This is a genomic window from Sinorhizobium chiapasense, from assembly GCF_036488675.1.
GTDB classification, from domain to species: Bacteria; Pseudomonadota; Alphaproteobacteria; order Rhizobiales; family Rhizobiaceae; genus Sinorhizobium; species Sinorhizobium chiapasense.
The window spans coordinates 14,428-39,365 of the sequence record NZ_CP133148.1 but is presented as its reverse complement, the minus strand read 5'-3'; the positions used below and the strand labels follow the sequence as shown (position 1 = coordinate 39,365).

Annotated in this window: 19 protein-coding genes; 6 read left to right on the top strand and 13 right to left on the bottom strand. The window is 62.2% G+C overall.

Features of this window, described 5'->3' with window-relative positions:
* Positions 1–4 precede the first annotated feature (4 nt).
* From trpS to mutS, 5 genes are all read right to left on the bottom strand, one after another.
* Complete coding sequence (trpS, locus tag RB548_RS00175; protein ID WP_331373068.1) at positions 5–1,069, bottom strand: tryptophan--tRNA ligase; 1,065 nt, start codon at positions 1,067–1,069, stop codon at positions 5–7.
* 104 nt (positions 1,070–1,173) lie between these two features.
* Positions 1,174–1,566 (bottom strand): VOC family protein, encoded by a 393-nt coding sequence (locus RB548_RS00170; RefSeq protein ID WP_331373067.1) that lies wholly within the window; start codon positions 1,564–1,566, stop codon positions 1,174–1,176.
* Positions 1,563–3,173 (bottom strand): murein biosynthesis integral membrane protein MurJ, encoded by a 1,611-nt coding sequence (gene murJ, locus RB548_RS00165; RefSeq protein ID WP_331373066.1) that lies wholly within the window; start codon positions 3,171–3,173, stop codon positions 1,563–1,565. Before murJ ends, RB548_RS00170 begins: the two co-directional genes overlap by 4 nt.
* Positions 3,170–6,019 (bottom strand): [protein-PII] uridylyltransferase, encoded by a 2,850-nt coding sequence (locus RB548_RS00160; RefSeq protein ID WP_331373065.1) that lies wholly within the window; start codon positions 6,017–6,019, stop codon positions 3,170–3,172. The genes murJ and RB548_RS00160 overlap by 4 nt, the downstream gene beginning before the upstream one ends.
* A 306-nt stretch (positions 6,020–6,325) precedes the next feature.
* Complete coding sequence (mutS, locus tag RB548_RS00155; protein ID WP_331373064.1) at positions 6,326–9,073, bottom strand: DNA mismatch repair protein MutS; 2,748 nt, start codon at positions 9,071–9,073, stop codon at positions 6,326–6,328.
* Between the two features lie 102 nt (positions 9,074–9,175).
* On the opposite strand from mutS, the gene RB548_RS00150 reads away from it, so the two are divergent.
* The gene (locus RB548_RS00150) at positions 9,176–11,461 is read left to right on the top strand and encodes an NADP-dependent malic enzyme (protein ID WP_331373063.1); all 2,286 of its coding nucleotides are present in this window, start codon (positions 9,176–9,178) and stop codon (positions 11,459–11,461) included.
* Positions 11,462–11,910: 449 nt separating this feature from the next.
* Here the strand turns inward: RB548_RS00150 and RB548_RS00145 are convergent, their stop codons facing one another.
* From RB548_RS00145 to RB548_RS00125, 5 genes are all read right to left on the bottom strand, one after another.
* Positions 11,911–12,801, bottom strand: coding sequence for a GNAT family N-acetyltransferase (locus RB548_RS00145; protein WP_331373062.1), 891 nt, complete (start codon positions 12,799–12,801; stop codon positions 11,911–11,913).
* Between the two features lie 255 nt (positions 12,802–13,056).
* Positions 13,057–15,282 carry a hybrid sensor histidine kinase/response regulator gene (locus RB548_RS00140; RefSeq protein WP_331373061.1) on the bottom strand — a complete coding sequence of 742 codons (2,226 nt, stop codon included), beginning with the start codon at positions 15,280–15,282 and terminating at the stop codon, positions 13,057–13,059.
* 55 nt (positions 15,283–15,337) lie between these two features.
* Entirely contained in the window at positions 15,338–15,829 is a 492-nt protein-coding gene (gene lspA / locus RB548_RS00135) for a signal peptidase II (RefSeq protein ID WP_331373060.1), read from the bottom strand.
* Positions 15,826–16,686 (bottom strand): TrmH family RNA methyltransferase, encoded by an 861-nt coding sequence (locus RB548_RS00130; protein WP_331373059.1) that lies wholly within the window; start codon positions 16,684–16,686, stop codon positions 15,826–15,828. Before RB548_RS00130 ends, lspA begins: the two co-directional genes overlap by 4 nt.
* On the bottom strand, positions 16,683–17,825 hold the full coding sequence (locus tag RB548_RS00125) for a class I SAM-dependent rRNA methyltransferase (RefSeq protein ID WP_331373057.1): 1,143 nt from the start codon (positions 17,823–17,825) through the stop codon (positions 16,683–16,685). The genes RB548_RS00130 and RB548_RS00125 overlap by 4 nt, the downstream gene beginning before the upstream one ends.
* Positions 17,826–18,040: 215 nt before the next feature.
* Between RB548_RS00125 and RB548_RS00120 the strand changes: the two genes are divergently transcribed.
* Positions 18,041–18,499, top strand: coding sequence for an SRPBCC family protein (locus RB548_RS00120; RefSeq protein WP_331373056.1), 459 nt, complete (start codon positions 18,041–18,043; stop codon positions 18,497–18,499).
* Between the two features lie 141 nt (positions 18,500–18,640).
* Here the strand turns inward: RB548_RS00120 and RB548_RS00115 are convergent, their stop codons facing one another.
* The 3 genes from RB548_RS00115 to sppA form a co-directional block, all read right to left on the bottom strand.
* A complete protein-coding gene (locus RB548_RS00115; protein WP_331373055.1) occupies positions 18,641–18,985 on the bottom strand; it encodes a DUF1049 domain-containing protein in 345 nt (114 codons plus the stop codon).
* 234 nt (positions 18,986–19,219) lie between these two features.
* A complete protein-coding gene (locus RB548_RS00110) occupies positions 19,220–19,522 on the bottom strand; it encodes an integration host factor subunit beta (RefSeq protein ID WP_136506735.1) in 303 nt (100 codons plus the stop codon).
* Positions 19,523–19,638: 116 nt separating this feature from the next.
* The gene (gene sppA, locus RB548_RS00105) at positions 19,639–20,598 is read right to left on the bottom strand and encodes a signal peptide peptidase SppA (RefSeq protein WP_331373054.1); all 960 of its coding nucleotides are present in this window, start codon (positions 20,596–20,598) and stop codon (positions 19,639–19,641) included.
* Positions 20,599–20,859: 261 nt separating this feature from the next.
* On the opposite strand from sppA, the gene lptC reads away from it, so the two are divergent.
* From lptC to rpoN, 4 genes are all read left to right on the top strand, one after another.
* On the top strand, positions 20,860–21,528 hold the full coding sequence (lptC, locus tag RB548_RS00100; protein ID WP_331373053.1) for an LPS export ABC transporter periplasmic protein LptC: 669 nt from the start codon (positions 20,860–20,862) through the stop codon (positions 21,526–21,528).
* 14 nt (positions 21,529–21,542) lie between these two features.
* Positions 21,543–22,106: an LptA/OstA family protein gene (locus tag RB548_RS00095; RefSeq protein ID WP_331373052.1), complete on the top strand. Its 564-nt coding sequence runs from the start codon at positions 21,543–21,545 to the stop codon at positions 22,104–22,106.
* A gap of 12 nt (positions 22,107–22,118) precedes the next feature.
* On the top strand, positions 22,119–22,931 hold the full coding sequence (lptB, locus tag RB548_RS00090) for an LPS export ABC transporter ATP-binding protein (protein WP_331373051.1): 813 nt from the start codon (positions 22,119–22,121) through the stop codon (positions 22,929–22,931).
* Between the two features lie 153 nt (positions 22,932–23,084).
* A complete protein-coding gene (gene rpoN, locus RB548_RS00085) occupies positions 23,085–24,644 on the top strand; it encodes an RNA polymerase factor sigma-54 (protein WP_331373050.1) in 1,560 nt (519 codons plus the stop codon).
* The last annotated feature ends 294 nt before the right edge of the window (positions 24,645–24,938 follow it).

Genomic DNA, 24,938 nt, shown 5'->3' with positions numbered 1-24,938 from the left:
CGCGCTACTGCAAAAACCCGATGATTTCGCGAACCTCGCGCATCGTCTTTTCGGCACGCGCCCGCGCCCGCTCGCCGCCGCTCCTCAGGATTGCGTCGATGTGCGCAGTATCATCCATCAGGCGACGCATCTCGCCGGTGATCGGCGACAGCACGTTGACGGCAAGATCGACCAGAGCCGGCTTGAAGATCGAGAACTGCTGGCCGCCGAACTCGGCGAGAACCTCATCCTTCGTCTTGTCGGAAAGCGCCGCATAGATGCCGACGAGGTTCTCCGCCTCCGGACGGCCGGCGAGGCCGTCGACTTCGCTCGGAAGCGCGTCGGGGTCGGTCTTGGCCTTGCGGATCTTCTTCGAGATCGTCTCGGCATCATCCATCAGGTTGATGCGCGACAGATCGGAGGGATCGGATTTCGACATCTTCTTCGTGCCATCGCGCAGCGACATGACGCGTGGCGCCGGCCCGCCGATCAAGGGCTCGACGGGCGGGAAATAGGCATGGATCGGCTCTTCGCCGACGACGATATCGACGCCGTAGCCGCGCTGCCGGATATGCTCCATGAAGTCGATGTTGAATTTCTGGGCAATGTCGCGCGTCAGTTCCAAGTGCTGCTTCTGGTCGTCGCCGACCGGGACATGCGTGGCACGGTAGACGAGGATGTCGGCCGCCATCAGGCTAGGATAGGCGAGCAGGCCGAGCGAGGCGTTTTCGCGATCCTTGCCGGCCTTGTCCTTGAACTGGGTCATCCGGTTCATCCAGCCGATGCGCGCGACACAGTTGAAGATCCAGGCAAGCTCGGCGTGCTGCGGCGCGGCCGACTGGTTGAAGACGATGTGCTTCTCAGGGTCGATGCCCGACGCGATAAAGGCGGCCGCGATCGAGCGGATCTGGCCCGGCAGGTCTTCGTGCACGAGTTGCGCGGTGATCGAGTGCAGGTCGACGACGCAATAGATGCAGTCGTTGTTTTCCTGCAGGGCGACGAACTTGCGGATCGCGCCGAGGTAATTGCCGAGATGCAGGTTGCCGGTCGGTTGTACGCCGGAAAATACGAGCGGCTTGAATTCGTTCATGTCGTCCTCAATCGGGCTTGTGGAGGGCCCGTCTCCAGTTGATATCCGCCGCGCTTATGCACGGCAGCCAAAGTGCAATCAAGGGGGTGTGGGCGTGCGAGGGATCACGACGCCGGCTGCAACAGATCCCAAAGGTTGCCGAACGGGTCGGCAAACACCGCGACCGAACCGTAGGCTTCGTGGCGGGGCGCCTCGCGAAATTCGACGCCGGCGGCCAGCATCGCCGCATGATCACGGGCAAAGTCGTCGGTAAACAGGAAGAACCCGACCCGTCCGCCGGTCTGGTTGCCGATCGCGGCCCGCTGTTTTTCGCCGTCGGCCCTGGCGAGAAGCAAGGCCGTCTCCGCGGCACCTTTCGGCCGAACGAGCACCCAGCGCTTGCTGCTGCCGAGGTCCGTGTCCTCGATCAGATCGAAACCGAGCTTGCCGCAGTAGAAGGCGATGCCGTCGTCGTAATCCGGCACGACGATGGTGACGCGCGCGACCGTCTGTTTCATGATGCGTCGGGCTCCTGGTTGACCGCAGCTTCGCCCGGAGCGCCAGCGGCCCTGCGCTTCAGACTGCGACGGATCATGCCGAGGCTCGCGCCGCCGAGGGCAAAGGCGAAAGCGAAATAGATCACCATCGCCGCCGCCACCAATCCGCAGAGGGTTATGGCCCGCGTCAGGAGCGGCGCGGCGGAGGAAAGCGGAACCGCCAGCCACTGGACCGCAAAATGCAGCGCGGCGGCCATGATCGCCGCGGCGATCACCAGGCGCGGGATCCGGGTCAAAAGCGGAATGTCACGCCCCCAATGGCCACGCCAGACGAGGGTTGCGAACAACAGTACGGCATTCACCCAGCCGGCGATGATCTCCGCCGTGGCGATGCCGCTCGCGGCGAGCGTCGGAAACAGCGTCAAGGCCAGCGACACGTTCACCACCACGGAAATGGCGGCGAAGATCATCGGCGTGCGCGTGTCCTCACGTGCAAAGAACCCCGGAATGAACGCCTTGATCAGCACGAAAGCCGGCAGACCCAGACCGTAGATCGCCAGGATATGACCGACCACGACGGTCGATTCCTGTGAAAACTTGCCGCGCTCGAAGAGCAGCCGGACGATCGGTTCCGACATGACAAGCAGCGCGGCCGCGGCCGGCAGCGTCAGGAACAGCGTGAATTCGACGGAGCGGTTCTGCAGGTTCGATGCTTCGCTGAGATTGCCGGCGCGCAGCGCCCGTGAAAGTTCCGGCAGCAGCACGGTCGCGACCGCGATGCCGACGACGCCGAGCGGAAGCTGGTAGATACGGTCGGCATAGACGAGCGACGACACGGCCCCCGACTTCGCCGAGGCGATGTTGGTGTTGATCAAAAGGTTGATCTGGGTGATGCCGCCGGTGATCGCCGCCGGCAGCGCCAGCACCAGAAGCCGCCTGACATTCGCCGTCAGCCGTGGGCGGCGGAGCCCGATCCGGATCCCGGCACTGCGCACAGCGAACCAGACGATCGCGAGTTGCACCAACCCGGCAGCCAGGACGCCCCAGGAAAGGCTGTAGCCGACGGCAATCGCGTCTTGGCCGCCATACCAGGCATAGGCAAGAACGCCGATCAGAATGACGTTCAGAAACACCGGCGCGATCGCCGCGGCGAAGTAGCGGTGCAGCGAGTTCAGCATGCCCGCCATCATCGCCGCCAGCGACATGCAGGCGAGATAGGGGAACATGATCGTCGCGAAGGTTACAGTGCTTGCGAACTTCGCCGGATCATTGGCAAAGCCCGGGGCTATCAACTCCCGCACGATGAACGGCATCGCCAGTTCCATGGCGATCGTCAGAAACAGGAGAACGGTGAAGAGCACACCGAAAACCTCTTCGGAAAAGCGACGGGCGCCGTCCATGCCGCGGGCTTCGATCTCCTTGGCGAAAAGGGGCACGAAGGCAGAGTTGAAAGCGCCTTCGGCAAAAAGCCGGCGGAAGGTGTTGGGCAGGCGGAAGGCGGTGTTGAAGGCGTCGGCAACCGGTCCGGTGCCGAGCGCCGCCGCCATGAAGGTTTCGCGGACGAAGCCGAAGATGCGGCTTCCAAGCGTCGCACCGCCGACGGTTGCAAATTTCTTGACCAGACTCATGTTTCGGCTTTTGTCGTTTTGGAGGCGTGCGAGGCGCGCGGTGCGGGGGCCGGCGCGATGATGCCGGAGGGCATTCGGTCACGGACCTCGTCGACCTCGCCCGCGAGCACAGCCTTGAGGCGCGCCGCGATGTTCATCTGCCGGTTCTCGCTGGTGATCTTCGAGCCGACCAGATCGGTCACGTAGAAGGTGTCGATCACTTTCTCGCCGAATGTGGTGATATGAGCCGAGGCGATGTCGAGCGAGAGGTCGGAAAGCACCGCCGTGACCTCGGAAAGAAGACCGGTTCGGTCGAGGCCCTCGACCTCGATCACGGTGAACTTGTTCGACAACGTGTTGCTGATCGTCACTTCCGGCGTGACCGTGAAGGCCTTGCTGCGCTTCTTCACGCGCGTGCGGCTGGCGATCACTTCGGGCAGCCGCTTGCGGCCGGACAGCACATCCTCGATCAGCTTGCCGATGCTCGCCGCCCGGCGCATCTCGTCCTCGTCGACCGGAAACTCCCGGTTGACCAGAATCGTGTCCAGTGCCCGTCCATCAGACGTCGTGAAGATCTGGGCGTCGACGATGTTGGCGCCCGCCGCCGCACAGGCCCCCGCAATCACCGTCAGCAGGCGCGGATGGTCCGGGGAAAGCACGGTGATTTCGGTGATGGCGTGGAACTGGTGCGTGCGCACCATGGTCGCAAGCGTCTTGTCGGCCCGGTCCGCATCGCGAATGAACGCCGCATGCCGAACCTGATCCTCGAGCGCCACCGAAAGAAGGTAAGGCTGATAATGCAGCCGCACATAAGCCTCGCGGTCCGCTTCGGACCAATCGGTCAGCGCCTCCTCCAGCATGTGGGCCGCATGTTTTGCCCGCTCCTTTCGCGACAATTCCGAGAAGCCGCCGGAGAGCAGAAGTTCGGTCTCGTAGTAGAGCGTGCGCAGCAATTGCCCCTTCCAGCCGTTCCACACGCCCGGCCCCACCGCGCGGATGTCGCAAACCGTCAGGATGAGCAGCATTTTCAGGCGGTCGAGCGACTGCACGCGCTCGGCGAAATCGACGATGGTCTTGCGATCGTTGAGGTCGCGGGTCTGGGCCACCAGCGACATGCTGAGGTGCTCCTCGACCAGCCAGACCACGGTTTCGGTCTGCTTCGGCGAAAGCCCCAAACGCGGGCAGAGCTTGCGGGCCACCTTGGCGCCGGCGACCGAGTGGTCCTCCGGTCGGCCCTTGGCAATGTCGTGCAGAAGCACGGCGACATAGAGAGCCTCGCGATCCTCGATGCCTGGCATCAGCGTCGCCGAAAGCGGATGCGCCTCCTCCTCGATGCCGCGCTCGACCCGCGAGAGAATATCGACCGTGCGCAGCAGATGCTCATCCACCGTGTAATGGTGATACATGTTGAACTGCATCATCGACACGATCTTGCCGAAATCCGGGATGAAGCGGCCGAGGACGCCGGACTCGTTCATGCGCCTCAGGATCAGTTCCGGATTGCGCCTGGACGTCAGGATCGACAGGAACAGCCTGTTGGCTTCTTCATCGTCACGCAGTTGAGGCGTAATCAGGCTCAGCGAGCGGGTCACCTGCTTCAGCGCGGCCGGATGGAACTCAAGGCCGTTTATGTCGGCGACGTGGAAGAGCCGCAGAAGGTTTACCGGATCGCGCTTGAAAACATCGGGGCTCGACAGCGTGATGCGTCCGCCATCGTCGACGAAGTCGAGCGTGCCGGCGATCTTGCGGGTACGATGCTTGAAACGGCTGATCACCCCGGAAATCCCCGGTGCGTCCTTCGCCTGCTGGTCCTCGAGCGCGGCGCAGAAGATGCGCGTCAAATCACCGACGTCCTTGGCGACGAGGAAATAGTGCTTCATGAAGCGCTCGACAGCCGAGAGGCCCGGATGATCGTGATAGCCAAGCGCCTCGGCGATCTCGCGCTGGATGTCGAAGGACAGCCGTTCTTCCGCCTTGCCCGTCAGGAAATGCATGTGGCAACGCACCGCCCAGAGGAAATCCTCCGATTTCTGGAACAGCTTGTATTCCTGTCGTGACAGGACGCCGAGCTTGACGAGGTCGGCCGAGTCCTTGACCCGGTAGAAATACTTGGCGATCCAGAACAGCGTGTGCAGATCGCGAAGCCCGCCCTTGCCCTCCTTGATATTCGGCTCGACAAGATAGCGGGTGTCGCCCGCCTTGCGATGGCGCTGGTCGCGCTCGGCAAGCTTGGCTGCGATGAAATCGGGACCGGTGTTGCGGACAATCTCGTGGTCGAAGCGCGTTTCAAGTTCGCTCGCCAGCGCCTCGGAACCGCAAATGTAGCGGCATTCAAGGATCGCCGTGCGAATTGTCATGTCGGCGCGTGACAGCCGGATGCATTCCTCGATCGTTCGCGTGGCATGACCGACCTTGAAGCCCACGTCCCAGAGAACATAGAGCATGAACTCGATCGCCGGCTCGGCCCAGACCGCCTTTTTTGCTGGCAGCAGGAAGAGAAGGTCGATGTCCGACCCCGGCGCAAGCGTTCCGCGTCCGTAGCCGCCGACGGCCGTCACAGCTATGCGAGACGCCTCCGGCGCCTTCGCCGCGTCGAAAACCTCGTTCAGCACGAAATCATGCAGGAGGGTGATGAGCTGGTCCTGGAGCCAGGAGATGCGTTCGGCGCATTTGATGCCGGCGCCGTCAGCGGCCAGCAGTTCGCGCGCCCTGGCGCGGCCCTCAAGATTGGCCTGCTTGAATGCGGCGAGCAGAGCTTGGCGCATCGGTTCTCGCTGCTCCGCATGGGCAGAGGCGATGAAGCTCAATCTCGCTCGCAGCGCCGCAACATCGAGAATTTCGGGAAAGGAAGTTTCGTGTCTGGCCATGAAGTGCCGAGGGGCGTCCTGTCCGACTGGTTGGGTATTCCGCTGCATCTGCCAGCGCTCCTGCATGTCGCCGTGGACCGGCCGGAAACATGCAGCATTTTCACAATGCCACGTCCTTTGCGCCCACCGCATGTTTCCTTAAATCAGAGCGATTTGAGGATAAAAACAAGCGGCAAGTTAAAGTGCTACAGCGACCTTTGTGCGTCTGAAAGACACGCGGCGCTGTATAGCCTTTCTGTCCGGCAAATAACAGGGAAAATCGGCGCAACATGCAACTACCCGGTCAATGCTCGTCCTCGGGAACGATCAGGCGGCGCCCAGTTGTTTCTTCAACGAATAGAGCGCGTCGAGGGCATCGCGCGGCGTCATGTCGTCGGGATTGAGCGCCTTCAGCGCCTCTTCGACCTTCGAAGGGCCGGCCCTCGTTGCCGCTTCCTCGCGCCGTATGGCGACCTGGAAAAGCGGCAGATCGTCGATCAGCTGGCTTGCCGGATTCTTGCGGTCGGCGTCCTCGAGCTTGGCGAGCACGTCCTTGGCCCGCGCGACGACCGACGCCGGCAGGCCGGCGAGCCGCGCGACCTGGATGCCATAGGACCGATCGGCGGCACCGGGACCGACCTCGTGCAGGAAGATCACGTCACCGTCCCATTCCTTGACCCGCATCGTCGCGTTCGAGAGACGGCCGAGCTTTTCGGAAAGCACTGTCAGCTCGTGGAAATGGGTGGCAAAAAGCCCGCGGCATCGATTGACCTCGTGCAGGTGCTCGACCGCCGCCCAGGCAATCGACAGGCCGTCGAAGGTCGCGGTGCCGCGGCCGATCTCGTCGAGGATCACCAGCGAACGGTCCGTCGCCTGATTGAGGATTGCCGCCGTCTCGACCATTTCGACCATGAAGGTCGAGCGGCCGCGGGCGAGATCGTCGGACGCGCCGACGCGGGAAAAAAGCCGGTCGACGATGCCGATATGCGCCGCCGCTGCCGGGACGAACGACCCCATCTGCGCCATGATCGCAATCAGCGCATTCTGGCGCAGGAAGGTCGATTTACCGCCCATGTTGGGGCCGGTGAGCAGCCAGATCGCCCCGCCGTCGTGACCGTCCGGCGGCGACAGGTCGCAACCGTTGGCGACGAAGGCGTTGGCTGCCTGACGCCGGAGCGCCTGCTCGACGACAGGATGGCGCCCGCCGTCGATCGTAAACATCCGCGAGCGGTCGACCGCGGGGCGTGCGTAGTTCTGCTCTTCGGCAAGGACGGCGAGGCCGGTCGACACATCGAGCGTCGCGAGCGCCAGCGCCGCCGCCTTGATCGCCTCGGCATGTGCAACGACCTCGCCCGCCAGCGCCTCGAACGCTTCGAGTTCGATCGCAAGGGCACGGTCCGCCGCATTGGCGATCTTGGTTTCGAGCTCCGCGAGCTCGGTCGTCGTGAAGCGCATGGCATTCGCCATGGTCTGACGGTGTATGAAGCGCGCGCGCCCTGCGTCCGTGTCAATCATCGCGCCGGCATTTCCCGCAGTCACCTCGATGAAATAACCAAGCACGTTGTTGTGCTTGATCTTCAGCGATTTGATCCCGGTTTCCTCGCAATATTGCAGCTGCAGGCCGGCGATCACCCGGCGCGACTGGTCCCGCAACGCCCGCATCTCGTCGAGTTCGTCATGCGCTCCCTCGCGCACGAAGCCGCCGTCGCGCTTCAACAGCGGGAGTTCTTCGGCCAGCATCGACTCGAGCCTCACCAGCAACGCCTCCGGCAATGCCATGATCGCGGCATGCGCCTCGGTCAGTTCCGGCGACAGGCTGCCGCGCGACAATAGCGCCGATATCGCTGCTGCGGCCCGAAGCCCGGCCTGGATCGCGCCAAGGTCGCGCGGGCCACCACGGCCGAGCGCCAGCCGCGACAGCGCGCGCGGCATGTCGGGCGTGCGCCGCAGGGCGTCGCGCAGATCCGTCGTAAAAGACGGCTGGTCGGCCAGGACCTCAATGGCATCGAGCCGCGTGTTGATCCGATCGGGATCGGTCAGCGGCGACATCAGCCGCTCCGCAAGAAGCCGTGCGCCGCCGCTCGTCACCGTCCGGTCGAGGGCCCTGAGCAACGTTCCCTCGCGGGCGCCGGAAAGCGTCTTGACCAGTTCCAGGTTGGCGCGGGTCGCCGGATCGATGAAGAGCGTCGAGGCGGCGCTTTCCCGCTCCGGAATCCCGAGCGCCGGACGTTCGGCAAGCTGGGTCTTCTCGACATAGGAGATCGCCGCCGAGGCCGCCGCGAGCTCGGCGCGCGAGAAGGTGCCGAAGCCGTCAAGGGTCTTCACGCCGTAATAGCGGGCAATACGGCCTTCGGCCGTCGCGCTGTCGAACAGCACCGCCGGCTGCGGCACCGCCACCCGGCCGAGCACGTCGAAAACCGGCCGGAGTTCCGGGTCGTGAAAGACGGTATCCGGCAGGATCAGTTCACGCGGCTCGATCCGCAGTATATCGGCAAGCAGGCGGCCTTCGGCCGTCTCGGCAAGTCGGAAGATGCCCGTCGATATGTCGATCCAGGCAAGCGCATAGGCCGGTTCTGAGCCGCTGCGGATACGGGCCAGCGCCATCAGATAGTTCGATTCTGCCGGCGAAAGCAGCTTGTCCTCGGTGATCGTTCCCGGCGTCACCAGCCGGACAACGTCGCGGCGCACGACCGACTTGCTGCCGCGCTTCTTCGCTTCGGCCGGATCCTCGACCTGTTCGCAGACGGCGACACGGAAACCAACGGCGATCAGCTTCTGCAGATAATCGTCGGCCGCGTGAACCGGCACGCCGCACATCGGGATCTCCTGCCCCAAGTGCTGGCCGCGCTTCGTCAGGGTAATCCCGAGCGCACGCGAGGCTTCGACCGCATCCTGGAAGAACAGTTCGTAGAAGTCGCCCATCCGGTAGAACAACAGCGAATCCGGATTGTTCGCCTTGATCTCGATGTACTGCTCCATCATCGGAGTCGCGGTTGAGCGGCTCTCCTCGCTTGCCAGATCGGACACGGAAAGGACATCGCCCGTGCGGCTCGATGGGTCTGTCACGAAATTCATGATTGTTCCAAAAAAAGAGATGTCACACTATCCGCAAGCATTTATAGACGACAATAACAAAGAGGCTGACCTCGGCGGTCGCCCACAGGAGGTTGAGGAAACATGCCGGCTACCGACAAGACCGACCGCACGGTGACAAGCGTCACCGCCCAGGAAGCGCTCGATTTTCACTCACAAGGTCGGCCCGGAAAACTGGAGATCGCCCCGACAAAGGCGATGGCGACGCAGCGCGACCTGTCGCTCGCCTACTCGCCCGGCGTCGCCGTGCCCGTGAAGGCGATCGCCGAAGACCCGGCAACCGCCTATGACTACACGACGCGCGGCAACATGGTCGCGGTGATTTCCAACGGTACGGCGATCCTCGGCCTCGGCAATCTCGGTGCGCTTGCCTCGAAGCCGGTCATGGAAGGCAAGTCTGTCCTGTTCAAGCGGTTTGCCGACGTCGATTCGATCGACCTCGAAGTCGATACGGAGAATGTCGACGAATTCGTCAACTGCGTGCGCTTTCTCGGCCCGTCTTTCGGGGGCATCAACCTCGAGGACATCAAGGCGCCGGACTGTTTCATCATCGAGCAGCGGCTGCGCGAGGTCATGGACATTCCGGTATTCCATGACGACCAGCATGGCACCGCGATCATTGCCGCCGCCGGCCTTATCAACGCGCTGGCGCTTACCGGGCGTGACTTCAAGACGACCAAGCTCGTCTGCAACGGCGCGGGCGCTGCGGCCATCGCCTGCATCGAGCTCATCAAGGCGATGGGTTTCAACGGGGAAAACGTCATTCTCTGCGATACCAAGGGCGTGATCTACAAGGGTCGCACGGACGGGATGAACCAGTGGAAATCGGCGCACGCGGTCGACACCGACCGCCGGACGCTGGCCGAGGCGCTGGAGGGTGCCGACGTGTTCTTCGGACTGTCCGCGAAGGGTGCGCTTTCGACGGAGATGGTGCTTTCGATGGCGCCGAAACCGATCATCTTCGCCATGGCCAATCCGGATCCCGAAATCACGCCGGAGGAAGTCGCCCGCATCCGCGACGACGCGATCGTCGCGACCGGCCGTTCCGACTACGCGAACCAGGTCAACAACGTTCTCGGCTTCCCCTATATCTTCCGCGGCGCCCTCGACGTGCGCGCCTCGACGATCAACGACGCCATGAAGATCGCTGCGGCGGAAGCCCTTGCGAGTCTTGCGAAGGAGGACGTGCCGGACGACGTCGCCGCCGCCTACCAAGGCAACCGGCCACGCTTCGGGCCGCAATACATCATTCCTGTTCCCTTCGATCCGCGCCTCATCTCGGCGATCCCGATTGCCGTTGCGAAGGCAGCCATGGAAACGGGCGTCGCGCGCAAGCCGATCGAGGATCTCAACGCCTATGGGCAGCAGCTTTCGGCGCGGCGCGACCCGATCGCCTCGACGCTGCAGCGCATCTTCGAACGCGTCCGCCGCCAGCCGAAGCGCATCGTCTTTGCCGAAGGCGAGGAAGTGCAGATGATGCGCTCCGCGATCGCCTATGCCAACCAGGCGCTCGGCACGGCAATCCTGCTCGGGCGCGAGGAGCAGATGCGCGAAACCGCCGAGCGGGAAGGCATCGACCTCAACCGTGCCGGCATCCAGATCGTCAACGCACGCCTCTCCAAGCGCGTCGGCGCCTATACCGATTTCCTCTATGCCCGGCTCCAGCGCAAGGGCTACCTTTTCCGCGACGTGCAGCGGCTGATCAACAACGACCGCAACCACTTCGCTGCCTGCATGGTGGCGCTCGGCGACGCCGACGGCATGGTGACGGGCCTGACGCGCAACTATTCGACGGCGCTCGAAGACGTGCGCCGCTGCATCGACGCCAAGCCCGGTCACCGGGTCATCGGCGTATCGCTCGCGCTCTGCCGCGGCCGCACGGTACTCGTCGCCGACACCGCGGTCCACGACATGCCGACGGCCGAGGAACTGGCCGACATCGCCGAGGAAGCCGCCGGGCTCGCCAAGCGCCTTGGCTATGTGCCGCGCGTCGCGATGCTCGCCTATTCGACCTTCGGCCACCCCTCGGGCGAACGCTCCGAAAGGGTGCGTGAAGCGGTGAAGATCCTCGACAAGCGCCGCGTCGATTTCGAATACGACGGCGAAATGGCGGCCGACGTGGCGCTCAATGCCCGGGTCATGGAGCAATATCCGTTCTGCCGGCTTTCCGGCACCGCCAACGTCTTGGTCATGCCGGCGTTCCACTCCGCCTCGATATCGACCAAGATGCTCCAGGAACTCGGCGGTTCGACGGTTATCGGCCCGCTGCTCGTCGGCCTCGACAAGTCGGTGCAGATCGCGTCGATGTCGGCCAAGGATTCGGACATTGTCAACATGGCTGCAATCGCCGCCTACAATGCCGGGACCTGACGGCTACAGCGCCGCGCGTCTTATCAGACGCGCAAAGGTCGCTGTAGCACTTTGAATTGCTGCATGTCTTTGTCCTTAAATCGAGGTCGATTTAAGGAGGCATGCAGTGACAAACGATGCACGATTTCGAGACACTTGCTGTTTCGGCCGCAAACATTGCTTGGCGGAACGTACAGCAATGGCACACAGAATCCCAATAAAACAAGAGCCCACTTCTCCGGCAAAAGGAAGTGGGCTCAATACATTATGGCAGATCCATCGCTTAGGTCATAAAAATGCGAGGAAATTGACTGCAATATACGCGCCCCCAGACGCACTGCAAATCTTTCCCTTTATTTTTTACATTCCTTCGTCATGAAATCCAGATCAACCATAGAAATACACTTCGACCTTTCAACAAGGAAAGTCAAACACATCCTTAACAACTGGTTAATACTGCAGTCCGCCGCTCAGGAGATGGTCGAAGAAAACCGCCCGGCGTCTGCGCCGTAGTAGTTGAGGTAGCGACCGGAAATATTGCTGATGGGCAACACGATCAACACGTCGGTCGTGCGGAAAGCATGATCGACGACAGCGCCGTCGCCGACCATCGCACCGAGCCGCATGTAGCCCTTGATCAGCGGCGGAAGAGCAGAAAGCGCCTTCTTCGGGTTGATTGCTTCCGAGGGCATCAGGTCCATGGTCCGATGAAGCTCCGGCCGAGCGGAAACCGCCCATTCACCCTGGGCAAGAACATTGTGGTGCAGGAAGGAGAGCGCCAACGCGTGCTCTTCCGGAACGACCCCCGGGAACGAGCCGCATCCGAACATCGCGTCGACGCCATGTTTCAACGCGTAGGCCCAATTGCCCTGCCAGAGCAGTTCGACGGTTCGCTTCGTCCGATAGTCCGGCAGCACGCAGGAGCGGCCGAGTTCCATGAAACGCTTGCCCGGATGGCGCGCAAGCAGTTCGGCGATTGCAAACTCCGAAGCCGAGTAGAAGCCGCCGGCCCGTTCAGCGACGTCCTGCCGCAACAGCCGATATGTGCCGACGATCTGGTCTTCCGGATCGCCTTCGATCGACGTATCGAGAACCAGCAGATGATCGCAAATCGAATCCCAGCTGTCGACGTCGCGCTTGCGCCGCTCGGCATCCGGCCCCACCTGCGCCTTCATCTCCTCGACGAAGACCTTGTAGCGTACCGCCTGTGCAGCATCGACCTCGGCGGCGGAGCGGGCAAGCCGCGTCTCGAGATTGGCGATCCGCCCGAGAACATCGGTTGCCGGGGTCGCAATCGTCTTGCGGATGCAAGCCTGTGGAGTGTCAATCACGTTCGTCGAATCCAGAAGTTCGATCGTCATCCGTGTTATCCCGAATCGCCTGTGTGCCTGCCGGGCTTAAACCACGTTTGTGCTACAAGATAGTGACACCGGGACGGCTTACAACCCCAGCATCGCGGGGATGGCCGGCGTACCGGACGCTAGCGCATCGGCCCGAAAATCGGAATCGATTTTCGGAAAGCACGATGCGTAGATTCAAAGACTTACAGCACTTTGAATTGCCGCATGTTTCTATCCTTGAATCGGCAACGATTTACGGAAGCATGCAGTAGCTCTTCAGGCTTCGAGAAGGCGTGCAATTTCGGCGGTCAGGCGCACCGGTTCCGGCGGCTTCGGCAATACCGAGTCCGCTCCGGCCGCGAGCAGGAGTTCGTGCAGGTCACCGTGTGTATCCGACGTCAGGACGATAACGGGCAGCCGGCGGCGCCGCCCGGCCGTTTCCTGTTCGCGCAGCCGCTTCAGCATCATCAGGCCATCGCCACCTGGCATGTTGAGGTCGGTGAGGATCAGGCGTGGCCTCTCGCGCACGGCTTCGTCAGGATCGTGCAATGCGCGATCCAGGCTGGTGAAATCGCCAACGTGGCGCACCATATAGCCCGCCCGACGAAGAATCGTCCGCAAGATGAGTGCATTGACCGGATCGTCCTCGGCAAGGAGAATATCGTGATCGCCCCGTTCGCCCGGCGGCAACGCCTCCCGGAGGATCGGCCGGTTATCGTTGATCGCGTCCCGTTTCTCGATGCCCTTCAGCCGCCCGAGCAGAACCTCCACCAGCGACTTTTCACGCAAGGGGCGGACAAGCCATGCCTCATAGCCGTCGATCTGATTCACCGGGTGAGCGGTGCGCTCCTCCGGGTTGATAAGGTAGGTCCGGCGCAGCTTGAGGCCGGCGATCTCCGGTCGTAGCGCAAGGAGACGGCGGAACTGCTCCGAATGGCGATGGTCAACGATGATATCGGTCAGCGGCAAGTCGTTCGACAAGACGGCGGCGATGATGGCGTCGGCGGCGGCAAGCGTCGGTGCGCGGTGACACACGCCGCAAAGCGTCGTAATCGTTGCGGCGAGCGCGTTCGAGACCGGGCCATCGGGAGCCAGCACCAGCACGTGCGCGCCAGATAGCACGCCATCTCGTGCGGAGGCGGAAGGCGCCCCGATCAACGGAAAGCGGACTTCGAACCGGCTTCCTCGACCGGAGGCGCTTGAAGCGGTCAGGCTGCCGCCGAAGGCCTCCATGATCCGGCGCGATATCGCCAGCCCCAGGCCGGTTCCCTTGGCGCGCTGACTATCGTCCCCTGCCTGCTCGAATTCCTCGAAGACGCGCCCGAGTTCATCGGCCGACATGCCGGGGCCGGTGTCGTCGATCCGGATTCTGACGCGGCCGTCGGCAATGTCGGCGGCAACGAGGACGCCACCGGTCTCAGTGAATTTCACCGCATTGCCGATCACGTTGAACAACACCTGCCTGAGACGTGCAGCATCGAACACCATCACCGCCGGCACGTCGGCTGCAACGGTGGCGGCGATCTCTATGCCTTTCTCGTGCGCGCGGTGCGCGAGCATCTCCACCACGCTCTCGATGACGAGGCGCAGGTCCTGCTGCGACGGGCGTAGCTGGAACCGCCCGGCTGAAAGCGAAGAAAAGTCGATCAGATCCTCGACCAGTTGAACCAATGCGTGGCCGGATTGCTGCATGCCGGCGAGGTAGTTTTTCTGCTCGGCCGACAGCCGGGTCTGGCTCAGCAGGTGACTCATGCCCAGAATACCGGAGAGTGGCGTGCGAACCTCGTGGCTGACGGTAGCAAGAAGGCGCGACTTCGCTCGGCTCGCCTCCTCGGCACGGCGGCGGGCTTCCTCCCGTTCGCGCGCGGCGCGCGTCTCCTCGGTCACGTCGCGGGCAATGCTGTGACGCATCAGCCTGCCGGTCGCGGGCTCGCGGGCGATCACGTCATGCCAGTCGTAAAGGCGGATTCCCCTGGGCGTCGAGATACGTGCAAGATAGTGGTTTGGCTCGGGCTTCGGCTCGAAGCTCAGGCCTATGGCGGCGCAAGTCAGTCCGCGCACGTCGACGCGGGCACAGACCTCGTGAAGAACAGTGTTGGCGTAGACGATCTGGCCGTCCATGGTGCGCACGACGGCAAGATCGCCAAGTCCGTCATGAATTGTCGAAAGCAGGGCCGAGGTTTCAAACCGCTGCCAGTCTTCATCAGAGGCGGTTTCACGTAACGTTCCCCTTCGTCCGCCGGACGCCTCGATGCCCTCGGCCAGAAGTAGCAAGGCCCCGGCAAGGCCGCCCATAGCGACAATTGCCGAATAGAGGGGAAGGCCGTTCGCCGCGCCCGCCGCAAAGAGGATCACCGCGGCGGCAATACCTGCGACGGCGCAGGCGGCGCGCGCCGGCCAATAGCCTCCGGCGTCAGCCGCCGACGGTGCAACCCCGCCCGCACGGACTCCCGTGCCGAAACCGGACTCGATCCGCCGCTGCAGTCGTGACGCTTCGCTCATGCCATCGACGTAGCATGACAAGCCTTCCGAATGCCTTCAGCCCGTTTTTAAAGTTTTAGCGATCGCGCCTTTTCGCCAGCATGAGCTCGTCGAGGATGATCGCGCCTGCACCGACCGTGATGAAGCTGTCCGCGAGGTTGAAAACCGCAAAGGACCAATTGGCCGTGTGAAACAGGATATAGTCGATGACGTAGCCGAAGAGCAGCCGGTCGACGAGGTTACCCAACGCGCCCGCGATGATCATCGCATAGCCGAGATGGGCGAAGAACCGGTCTTTCGGCGTGCGGCGCCAAAGCCAGAGCACGAAGCCGACGACGGCCAGACGCATGCCGACGATGAACCAGTCTTCCATCCCCGAAAGCATGGAGAAGGCGACGCCGTAGTTGTAGGTCCGGTAGAGCGCAAGCATGGGAATGACCGCGACCGCCTGCTGAAAGGGCAGCAATGTCTCTACCAGATATTTGATGATCTGGTCGGCGACGAGCGCCAGCAGAATGAAGACCGTGATCGGCAGCGGCCTCGAAAACAAAACCTGCCGCTCGCTCATGCGCCGGCATCCAACGACAACAGGTGGCGACGCGCTTCGAACAACATGATCCCGGTGGCGATCGCGAGATTGAGCGAGTCCGCCCGGCCAGCCTGCGGGATGCGGGCGAGCGCGCCCGCTTCGCGGGCAAGCTCCTCGGGCAGGCCAGCCTGTTCGTTGCCCATCAGCAGCACCACCGGCTTCGACTTGTAGTCGATGGTCCGATAGTCGACCGAGCCAGCCAGATGCGTCGCCACGACCCTGACGCCGGCCGTCTTTTGCCACTTGACGAACTCTTCCGCGGTGGCACGCGCGACGGGCATGGCGAAGACGGAGCCCATCGTAGCCCTGACGGTCTCGAGCGAAAAAGGATCGGTGGTCTCGCCGACAAGGATGATGCCGGAGGCGCCGGCCGCATCCGCCGTCCGGATGATCGTACCGAGATTGCCGGGATCGCGGACGCGGTCGAGCGCCACATAGGTCTCGCCTTCCTCGGGTCGAACGTCCTTCAGCGCGCGATAACGCTGTTCGAAGATGCCGACCACCATCTGCGGATTGTCGCGCCGGGTGATCGTCGAGAGCACCTTCTCGCTGACCTCGAGCACCAGACCTCCCTTGGCGACCGTCTTGGCCGCCACCTGCTCGACCTGCGGCTTGCCCTTTGCCGCCTTGGCGTAGACGAGGATCTTGATCTTCCAGCCGAGATCGAGCGCATCGATCACCAGCTTCAGACCCTCCGCCATGAAGGACCGCGTCTCGTCGCGATGCTTCTTCTGCGCAAGCGAGCGGATGTCCTTGATGATCGGATTGGTGAGGCTGGTCACCTCCTTCACATGGCCGACGCGCGGCGTGCCGTGATCGCTTCTGTCAGTGTTCATTTGGGTACCCAGCGGCTGAAGAGTGAAGTGGAAAGCGCCCGCCCCGGCTCCTTGCCGTCGAGACCGCCCTCGCGGATGATCAGCTCTCCGGATTCGACCCGACCGCCGCGTCCGCGCATCGTTTCGCGCATGAGCTCGTGAATCGAATAGAAGCTCGCGCGGATTGAATAGGCCGTGAGGACAAGCCCGCGCGCCTCCGGCGACAGGATTTCGCGGCAGATGTCTAGCATTGCCGCCAGATGGTCGAAAAGCTGCCAAACCTCGCCGTTCGGGCCACGGCCGAACTTGGGCGGGTCGGTCAGGATGACGTCATAGCGGCTGCCGCGCCGTTCTTCGCGCTGGATGAACTTCATCGCATCGTCGCAGATCCAGCGGATCGGCAGTTTTTCGGCGCGCGCCAGCGTCTGGTTTTCGCGCGCCCAGCCGATCGCCTTCTTGGAGGCGTCGACATGCGTCACCTCGGCGCCCGCCTTGGCGGCAATCAGCGAAGCAACACCGGTGTAACCGAAGAGATTGAGAACCTTGAGCGGCCGCCCGGCCGTCGCCACCTGGTCCTTCATCCAGGACCAATGGGCAAGCTGCTCCGGGAAAACGCCGACGTGGCGAAACGACGTAAAGCGGCCGAGAAAATCCGTATCGAGAAGCTGCATCGGCCAGGTTTCGCCCAGCACCTCCCGGGGGAAACGCCAGCGCCCCATACCGTCTTCGTCGGTATCGCCCGTGAAGATCGCATCGGCCTTCTCCCAGATCGAGGCGGGAAGCGCCTTCGGCCAGAGCGCCTGCGCTTCGGGGCGGACGATGCGATAGGGTCCGTATTGTTCGAGCTTCTCGCCGTTGCCGCTGTCGATCAGATGGTAGCCTGCCGTCGCCGCTGTTTCGAGAATGAGCGGCACAGTCTCGGCCGGCTTGTCACCGGTTCTTTGCCTGACGGGACGCGTTGGCGCCGCCTCGTGGGCCGATCGCTGCCGATCACCCTTCTCTTCCGCGACCTTTGCGGGCAGTCCACCGCTCCTGGCCTTGAACCCGCCCTGCTTGACGGGTGGGTGCCTTTGCTCGTGATGGCCGCCTCGCGCCTCAGCGCCCCGGCCTTTCGCCGCCGTGACCGAGGCGTTCTTCGACCGCCGATCTTTTTCTTTCACGCGCTGATCCTTGGACTTCAATCAAATCACTCGGCGCATCCGCTCATAAGCCGAAGCCGCCCGATCGCGAACAAGCTCGCGTCCAAGCTGCCCCTCGCACCCAATGGCGGGCGGGCGATACGCTCAGACCGTGCAAATAGCACTGCCGATGCTCTTGGCAAAGCCGTTTCCGATTTGCCAAGATCGAAGCCGGGATCAGGACGGGAGGAACAGGCATGGAAATGACCGGCGAGGAACGCATCGCGGCGCGGCGCGACGCAGTTTGGCAATGCTTGAACGATCCGGAAATCTTGAGGCGATGCATTCCGGGCTGCCAGTCGCTCGAAATGAAATCGCCGACGGAGTTGACGGCCGTGGTCAAGGTGAAGATCGGACCCGTTTCGGCGACCTTCAACGGCAATGTCGTCCTTTCCAACCTCAATCCACCCCAGAGCTACACGATATCGGGCGAAGGCAAGGGCGGCATCGCCGGTTTTGCCAAGGGCGGCGCAGATGTCACGCTTGCCGAGGAGGGTGGTGAGACGGTGCTGCGCTATGACGTCAAAGCCGAGGTCGGCGGCAAAATCGCCCAGCTCGGCTCGCGCCTGATCGATTCGACATCGAGAAAGCTCGCGCAACAATTCTTCGCGGATTTCAACCTGGCAGTCAGCGGGGCGGCGGAAGCGGCAAGCTAATGAGCCGGCCGATCACGCGCAACACAAGGCGCGCTACAGCGCCGCGCGTCTTATCAGTCGCGCAAAGGACGCTGCAGCACTTTGAACCGCTGCATGTTTTTATCCTTAAATCGGCTACGATTTAAGGATACGTGCAGTAGATCAGTTCTGCGGCGCAGGCAGCGGTGTCTGCGATGCGAGTTTTTCCGCCTGGCTGCGCTGCTTTTCCGCCTCGCGATGCCACTTCGATGCCTCGTTGGCCTCGTTGCGGGCGCGGCGACGATATTTTCCCTGGCTGAGCCAGGTCACCCCGGCCCCGAGAATCAGCCCGACGATGACGGCGAGAAACAGGAACACGAAAAATGGAGCCGAAACGGAAAGTAGGCTGTCGGCCGGATTGAACGGATTGAACGCCAGGGTCACCGCCTGACGATTGGCAACGCTCAATACGATAAGGATGATCCCCAGGGGCACGAGTACAACGATATTGATCAGTTTCTTGAGCATGCATCCGCTCCGGCTGTCGCATCGATCCACGAAAATCGGCACGATTTTCGCAAGACACGATGCTCAGGTTCAAGGGTTATGGAGCCTTTCTCGTGCGCCGGAAAGACCACACCCGCTCCATCGATCCGAATTGTCGCGATCCAGAGCGCCGTGCGCTCAAGTGAACGCACAAAGGACGCTCTCGTGCTTTGTTTCCAGAGCATCTTATCCGCCTTCATCTGAAAGCGGGATGTTCTAGTCGTCGTCGTTGCCGTTCATACCGGGATTGAGCCGCTCGCGCAGTTCCTTGCCCGTCTTGAAGAAGGGCACCCATTTCTCTTCGACGAAGACGGAGTCGCCCGTGCGCGGATTGCGACCCGAGCGCGACGGTCTGTTCTTGACCGAGAAGGCGCCGAAGCCGCGTAACTCGACACGGTTTCCCGCCGCCAGTGCATCCGTGATCTCATCAAGAACCGCATTGACGATATTTTCGACGTCGCGGTGGTATAGATGCGGATTGCGTGCGGCCACAATCTGCACCAGTTCTGACTTGATCACTGTCGCCCCCTTGATTTTTTGCTTTTTCTGTCTGTTTCGTGGCTTCGACAGGCGTCACAACGCGCATTCTGAGCCAAAACGAGCCTCCGGCTCAGGGCAACATATGGCGCCTTCTCCTATTGTCCATCAACCTGCCAAACCGAAACAAGACCGTCAAGAAACAACTTCTCGCCACCGATTTTTTCGAGTCCCTTCATCGCCGGAAAAGCGTCATATCCCAAAGCCTTGATCCATTCGGAGACGGCGCCGCCGAGGCCGAAAGGCAATGTTCCCCGCGCCGCTTCCCAATCCACCACTGGTAGAGCCCTCGGAACGTTGCGGCTGGCGAGGAAAGCCCTGATCTCGTCGTCGCCGCCGAGCGTGTCGACGAGCCTGTCCTTCAGCGCCTGCCGCCCGGTGAAGATGCGGCCATCGGCAAGAACGAGCGCGTCCGGCCGCGGGATCTTGCGCCGTTCGGCGACAAGATCGACGAACCAGCCGTAGCTATCGTCGATCATCGCCTGGATCATCGCCCTCGCCTCGTCGCTCGGTGGATGGAAAGGAGAGGGTTCGGCCTTGAGCGGTCGCGATTTTATCGACTCGAGCGACACACCGAGCTTGTCCATCAGGTCCCTGACCTGCGGGTACTGGAAGATCACGCCGATCGAGCCGGTGATGGACGTCTCTCCGGCGACGATGTGATCACCGGCAAGCGCGATCATGTAGCCGGCCGAGGCGGCGAGCGTGCGGACGTCCGAAACGACCGGCTTCTTCGCGGCGACCTTGCGGATCGCCTTGTAGATGACCTCGCCGCCATAGGTGGTGCCGCCCGGCGACGAGATCGTCACGATGAGCGCCTTGACTGATTCGTTGTCGGCGATCCGTTCCAGCCGCTCGACCAGTTCCCGATTGTCCTGGATCAAGCCCGAGACGGCAACGCGTGCAACGTGTTGGCGCGCGCGCCCGGTCACCTCTCCCCAATCCGAGAAGGCATACAGCACGAGGCCCACACCCACGAGGATAGCGGCAGCAGCCCAACGCCAGAAGCTCAACTTGCGGCGCAGGCTGCGACGATCGGCTATGGCAAGTTCGTCCATGGGGTCTCTCCCGTTTTTCTTGGCTCGAGGTTCTGTCAGTCTCCAACGGAACATGCTATTTGCGCGAGCCGCGGCAAATTAGATAGCGGCGGTTGCTGGCCGTTAAAAGCCGCAACCGTTTTTTTCGCAGCCTTTCAAAGTTTTTGTCGTTCCATTGTCGGACGGCAAGAAAATAACCATATTCGCGGTGACTTACACCGTTGTATGTAAATGCGGGTCCTCCGGATCCGCCGAGACTCAAGGGAACCAACAGGCCTCTCCATGCTGAACGAAGCACGATTCCCCGGAATCTTTGCAGATTCGGGCACGAGTTCTTCCGATGCCTACGCTTCGGCAGCGCGACACTCTGCGCGGGTGAGGCGCCTCAAGGTCATATTGCCGCTTGTCGCCAGCGTTATCGCCATGATCTTCGTGGCCGTCTCCTTCGTGCGCGCCTTCCTGCCGGAAGAGCTGCAACTCGAGACGGCAACGATCGAGAACGGCAAGATCGTCATGCGGAATCCTGCGATCTCCGGTCGCAACAAGCAGGACATCAGCTATTCCATGAAAGCGCAGCGTGCGCTTCAGGACATAGCCAACCCGGACCTCATCACGCTCGAAACCATCCACGCCGAAATGCCGGTAAACGACACGTTGATCGCCACGGTGGATGCGGCAAGCGGCATTTACGATCGCGGCGCCAACACGCTCGATATGAACGCACCGTTCACGATTTCCATGAATAATGGCGTCAACGCCGATTTTCAGTCGGCCTATCTGGACATCAATGCCGGCGAGATGGAAACGAAGCGCCCGATCGCGATCAGTATGAACGGCGGATCGATCATTGCGCAGACGCTGCGAATGACAGATAAGGGACGTATTGTAACATTTGAGGGCATGGTCAAGGTCAATGTCGACCCGAGCGCCATCCGCAAGAACGCAAAATAGGACCTGGTGCACCCATGTCGGTCAAACCTGCCGTTTTTTTTAGAGTTTCAGCCAGTCTCGCTGTAGTCGGGCTCGGTGCGTTGATGATCGTTACCAGCGCTTCGGCACAGGCCACCTCCAGCCGGATGAGGGGCCTTCAGCTTTCGAACGACAAGCCTATCCAGATCGAGAGCGACAAGCTCGAGATCAAGGATCCCGAGAGCAAGGCGATCTTCACCGGCAACGTGAAGGTGGTCCAGGGCACGACCACGCTGCAGGCGGGCAGCATGACTGTCTTCTACAAGACGGAAGGCGGCGCCACGGTGACGAGCGGCAATGCCGATATCGACCGGATCGAGGTCAGTAACAAGGTGTTCCTCAGCTCTGGAGCGCAGCAGGCGACGGGCGACAGCGGCCTTGTCAACATGACCGAGCAGACGATCGTGCTCAAGGGCGAAAAGGTTGTCCTGTCGGAAGGCAAGAACGTCTTTGTCGGCTGCCAGTTGAACGTGCAGATGGATACGGGCGAGGCCCAGCTCGAGGCTTGCGGCGGCCGCGTGCAGATTCAACTTGACCCGCAGTCCCGCAAGCAGAACTGACGTAGACCGCTCGTGCAGATTCCTTTTCTTCACAAACGCAAACGGGTCAAAAAGCCGTCGGCGGGCCTCAGCGCCGTTCATGCGGTCGACAAGGCACGCTATGACGGCACCCTGATCGCCCGCGGCTTGACCAAATCCTATCGTTCGCGCTGCGTCGTCAACGGGGTCTCGCTCGTCGTGCGCCGCGGCGAGGCCGTTGGCCTGCTCGGCCCGAACGGCGCCGGCAAGACGACCTGTTTCTACATGATTACCGGCCTCGTGCCGGTCGACGAGGGCTCGATCGAGATCAACGGCAACGAGGTCACCACGATGCCGATGTACCGCCGGGCCCGTCTCGGCGTCGGCTACCTGCCGCAGGAAGCGTCGATCTTCCGCGGTCTGACGGTCGAGGAAAACATCCGCGCGGTGCTGGAGATCCACGACGAGAACCTCGATCGGCGCGAAAGCAAGCTCAACGACCTGCTTGGCGAATTTTCGATCACGCACTTACGCAAATCGCCGGCTATCGCGCTTTCCGGCGGCGAGCGTCGGCGCCTGGAAATTGCGCGGGCGCTTGCTACCGATCCGACCTTCATGCTGCTCGACGAGCCCTTCGCAGGCGTCGACCCGATCTCGGTCGCCGACATCCAGGCGCTCGTGCGACATCTGACCTCGCGCGGCATCGGTGTCCTCATCACCGACCACAATGTTCGCGAGACCCTCGGTCTCATCGACCGGGCCTATATCATCCACGCCGGGGAAGTTCTGACGCACGGCCGCGCCAACGACATCGTCACCAATCCGGATGTCCGTCGGCTCTATCTCGGCGATAATTTCAGCCTGTAGGCGACATTGCGGGCGAATCCGCTGCTCCCGCCCGCAACCGCGCTTGACCAAAACTCCTTAATAAGCAATTTTTGGGCCAACTAAGAAAAAGGCCTGTCGAAAATCACCCATGGACACGGCCTTCGGAGATCGTGACGGGGGTTACGCGTCAGCATGGCTTTGTCCGCCAGCCTATATCTGCGCCAGTCTCAGTCGCTGGTGATGACGCCGCAACTGATGCAGTCGATCCAGCTGCTTCAGATGACGCATCTGGAACTCAATCAGTTCATAGCCCAGGAAGTCGAAAAAAACCCGTTGCTCGAACTTCAAACGGGCGACGAGATGATCGCCGCCCAGGACCGCTCCGCGCGCGAGGATCCGGCGCTTGCTTCCGGCGAGGCGGGTCCGGATGAGGTTGTCGGCCAGGGCGATCTTTACGACAGTGCGACATCTAGCCCGGGCGAGAGGCTCAGCGAACAGCTCGACGCCGATTTCGCCAATGTCTTCCCGGACGATACGCCGCCGCAACGCCCCGATGCACCGGAGCTGCTCGGTCAGTGGAAGTCGATGCCCGGCGGCGGCGAAGGTGAGGGCAGCGAGGAATACGACCTCGACGATTTCGTCGCCAGCCGAAAAACCTTGAGGGACGTCCTCCTGGAACAACTGCCTCTCGCACTGACCGCTCCCGGTGACCGGCTCATCGCGCAGCATCTGATCGATCAGTTGGACGAGGCAGGCTACCTCCACGCAGACCTCGCCGATACGGCGGCCAGGCTCGGCACGACCAGCGAAGATGTGATGCGCGTGCTTCTCGGCCTGCAGCAATTCGACCCCCCGGGCGTCTTCGCCCGCACGCTCAGCGAATGCCTCGCCATTCAGTTGCGCGCACGCGATCGTCTCGATCCGGCGATGGACGCGTTGATCGACAATCTCGAACTCCTGGCACGGCGCGACTTCGCAAGCCTCAAGAAGATCTGCGGCGTCGACGAGGAAGATCTCGTCGACATGCTCGCCGAAATCCGCAAGCTCGATCCGAAGCCCGGCACCAGCTTCGAGACGAGCGTCACCGAAGCGATCGTTCCGGACGTCATCGTGCGTGCCGGGCCCGATGGCAACTGGCTGGTCGAACTCAATCCCGACGCCCTGCCCCGGGTTCTCGTCAACCACGACTATTTCGCCGAGATCTCGCGCGGGACCCGGAAGAACAGCGCCGACCAGGCCTTCCTCAGTGATTGCCTGCAGAACGCCAACTGGCTGACGCGCAGTCTCGATCAACGGGCCCGCACGATCATGAAGGTGGCGAGCGAGATCGTCCGTCAGCAGGACGCCTTTCTCGTCAACGGCGTCGATCATCTCCGCCCGCTCAATCTCAGGATGGTGGCCGACGCGATCAAGATGCATGAATCGACGGTCAGCCGTGTCACCTCGAATAAGTACATGCTGACGCCGCGCGGGCTTTTCGAACTGAAATACTTCTTCACGGTCTCGATCGGCTCGGCCGAGAACGGCGACGCCCACTCGGCGGAATCCGTCCGTCACCGCATCCGCACCATGATCCAGCAGGAGCGCGCCGACGCGGTGCTTTCCGACGACGATATCGTCGATCGGCTCAAGCAGGCCGGCGTCGACATCGCCCGACGCACCGTGGCCAAGTATCGCGAGGCGATGAATATCCCCTCCTCGGTCCAGCGGCGCCGTGAAAAGCGAGCGCTTGCCAAGGCAGCCGGCTTCTAGAGCGCCTGCGTTCAAATGAACGCACAAAGGATGCTCTAGCACCCTGATGCTAGAGCATCTCATCCGCTTTCGGTGATCCACTTGAAAGCGGGATGCTCTAGGCGCGCCTTTTGACCGCAAATGCGGATTTTTTGCGACCCGCAATTGACTCCTTGCGACACAAGCGATATGAGCGCGCCGCAATTGCCGAGGACCTACTCCACTTCGGCAGTTTCCGAGCGGCCGAACCGCGGCGCAGATGCGCCGCCCTTGCGTGAAAAGCTTGGATGACGAAGGCGCTTGGAATAGACTGGA

Bases quoted from the DNA above. Each gene is read 5' to 3' on its own strand.
- mutS (WP_331373064.1), bottom strand. From the start codon at position 9,073: ATGAATTTCGTGACAGACCCATCGAGCCGCACGGGCGATGTCCTTTCC.
- RB548_RS00120 (WP_331373056.1), top strand. From the start codon at position 18,041: ATGGAAATGACCGGCGAGGAACGCATCGCGGCGCGGCGCGACGCAGTT.
- RB548_RS00130 (WP_331373059.1), bottom strand. From the start codon at position 16,686: ATGAACACTGACAGAAGCGATCACGGCACGCCGCGCGTCGGCCATGTG.
- murJ (WP_331373066.1), bottom strand. From the start codon at position 3,173: ATGAGTCTGGTCAAGAAATTTGCAACCGTCGGCGGTGCGACGCTTGGA.
- RB548_RS00160 (WP_331373065.1), bottom strand. From the start codon at position 6,019: ATGGCCAGACACGAAACTTCCTTTCCCGAAATTCTCGATGTTGCGGCG.
- RB548_RS00140 (WP_331373061.1), bottom strand. From the start codon at position 15,282: ATGAGCGAAGCGTCACGACTGCAGCGGCGGATCGAGTCCGGTTTCGGC.
- RB548_RS00115 (WP_331373055.1), bottom strand. From the start codon at position 18,985: ATGCTCAAGAAACTGATCAATATCGTTGTACTCGTGCCCCTGGGGATC.
- lspA (WP_331373060.1), bottom strand. From the start codon at position 15,829: ATGAGCGAGCGGCAGGTTTTGTTTTCGAGGCCGCTGCCGATCACGGTC.
- RB548_RS00170 (WP_331373067.1), bottom strand. From the start codon at position 1,566: ATGAAACAGACGGTCGCGCGCGTCACCATCGTCGTGCCGGATTACGAC.
- RB548_RS00145 (WP_331373062.1), bottom strand. From the start codon at position 12,801: ATGACGATCGAACTTCTGGATTCGACGAACGTGATTGACACTCCACAG.
- RB548_RS00095 (WP_331373052.1), top strand. From the start codon at position 21,543: ATGTCGGTCAAACCTGCCGTTTTTTTTAGAGTTTCAGCCAGTCTCGCT.
- rpoN (WP_331373050.1), top strand. From the start codon at position 23,085: ATGGCTTTGTCCGCCAGCCTATATCTGCGCCAGTCTCAGTCGCTGGTG.
- RB548_RS00150 (WP_331373063.1), top strand. From the start codon at position 9,176: ATGCCGGCTACCGACAAGACCGACCGCACGGTGACAAGCGTCACCGCC.
- trpS (WP_331373068.1), bottom strand. From the start codon at position 1,069: ATGAACGAATTCAAGCCGCTCGTATTTTCCGGCGTACAACCGACCGGC.
- sppA (WP_331373054.1), bottom strand. From the start codon at position 20,598: ATGGACGAACTTGCCATAGCCGATCGTCGCAGCCTGCGCCGCAAGTTG.
- lptC (WP_331373053.1), top strand. From the start codon at position 20,860: ATGCTGAACGAAGCACGATTCCCCGGAATCTTTGCAGATTCGGGCACG.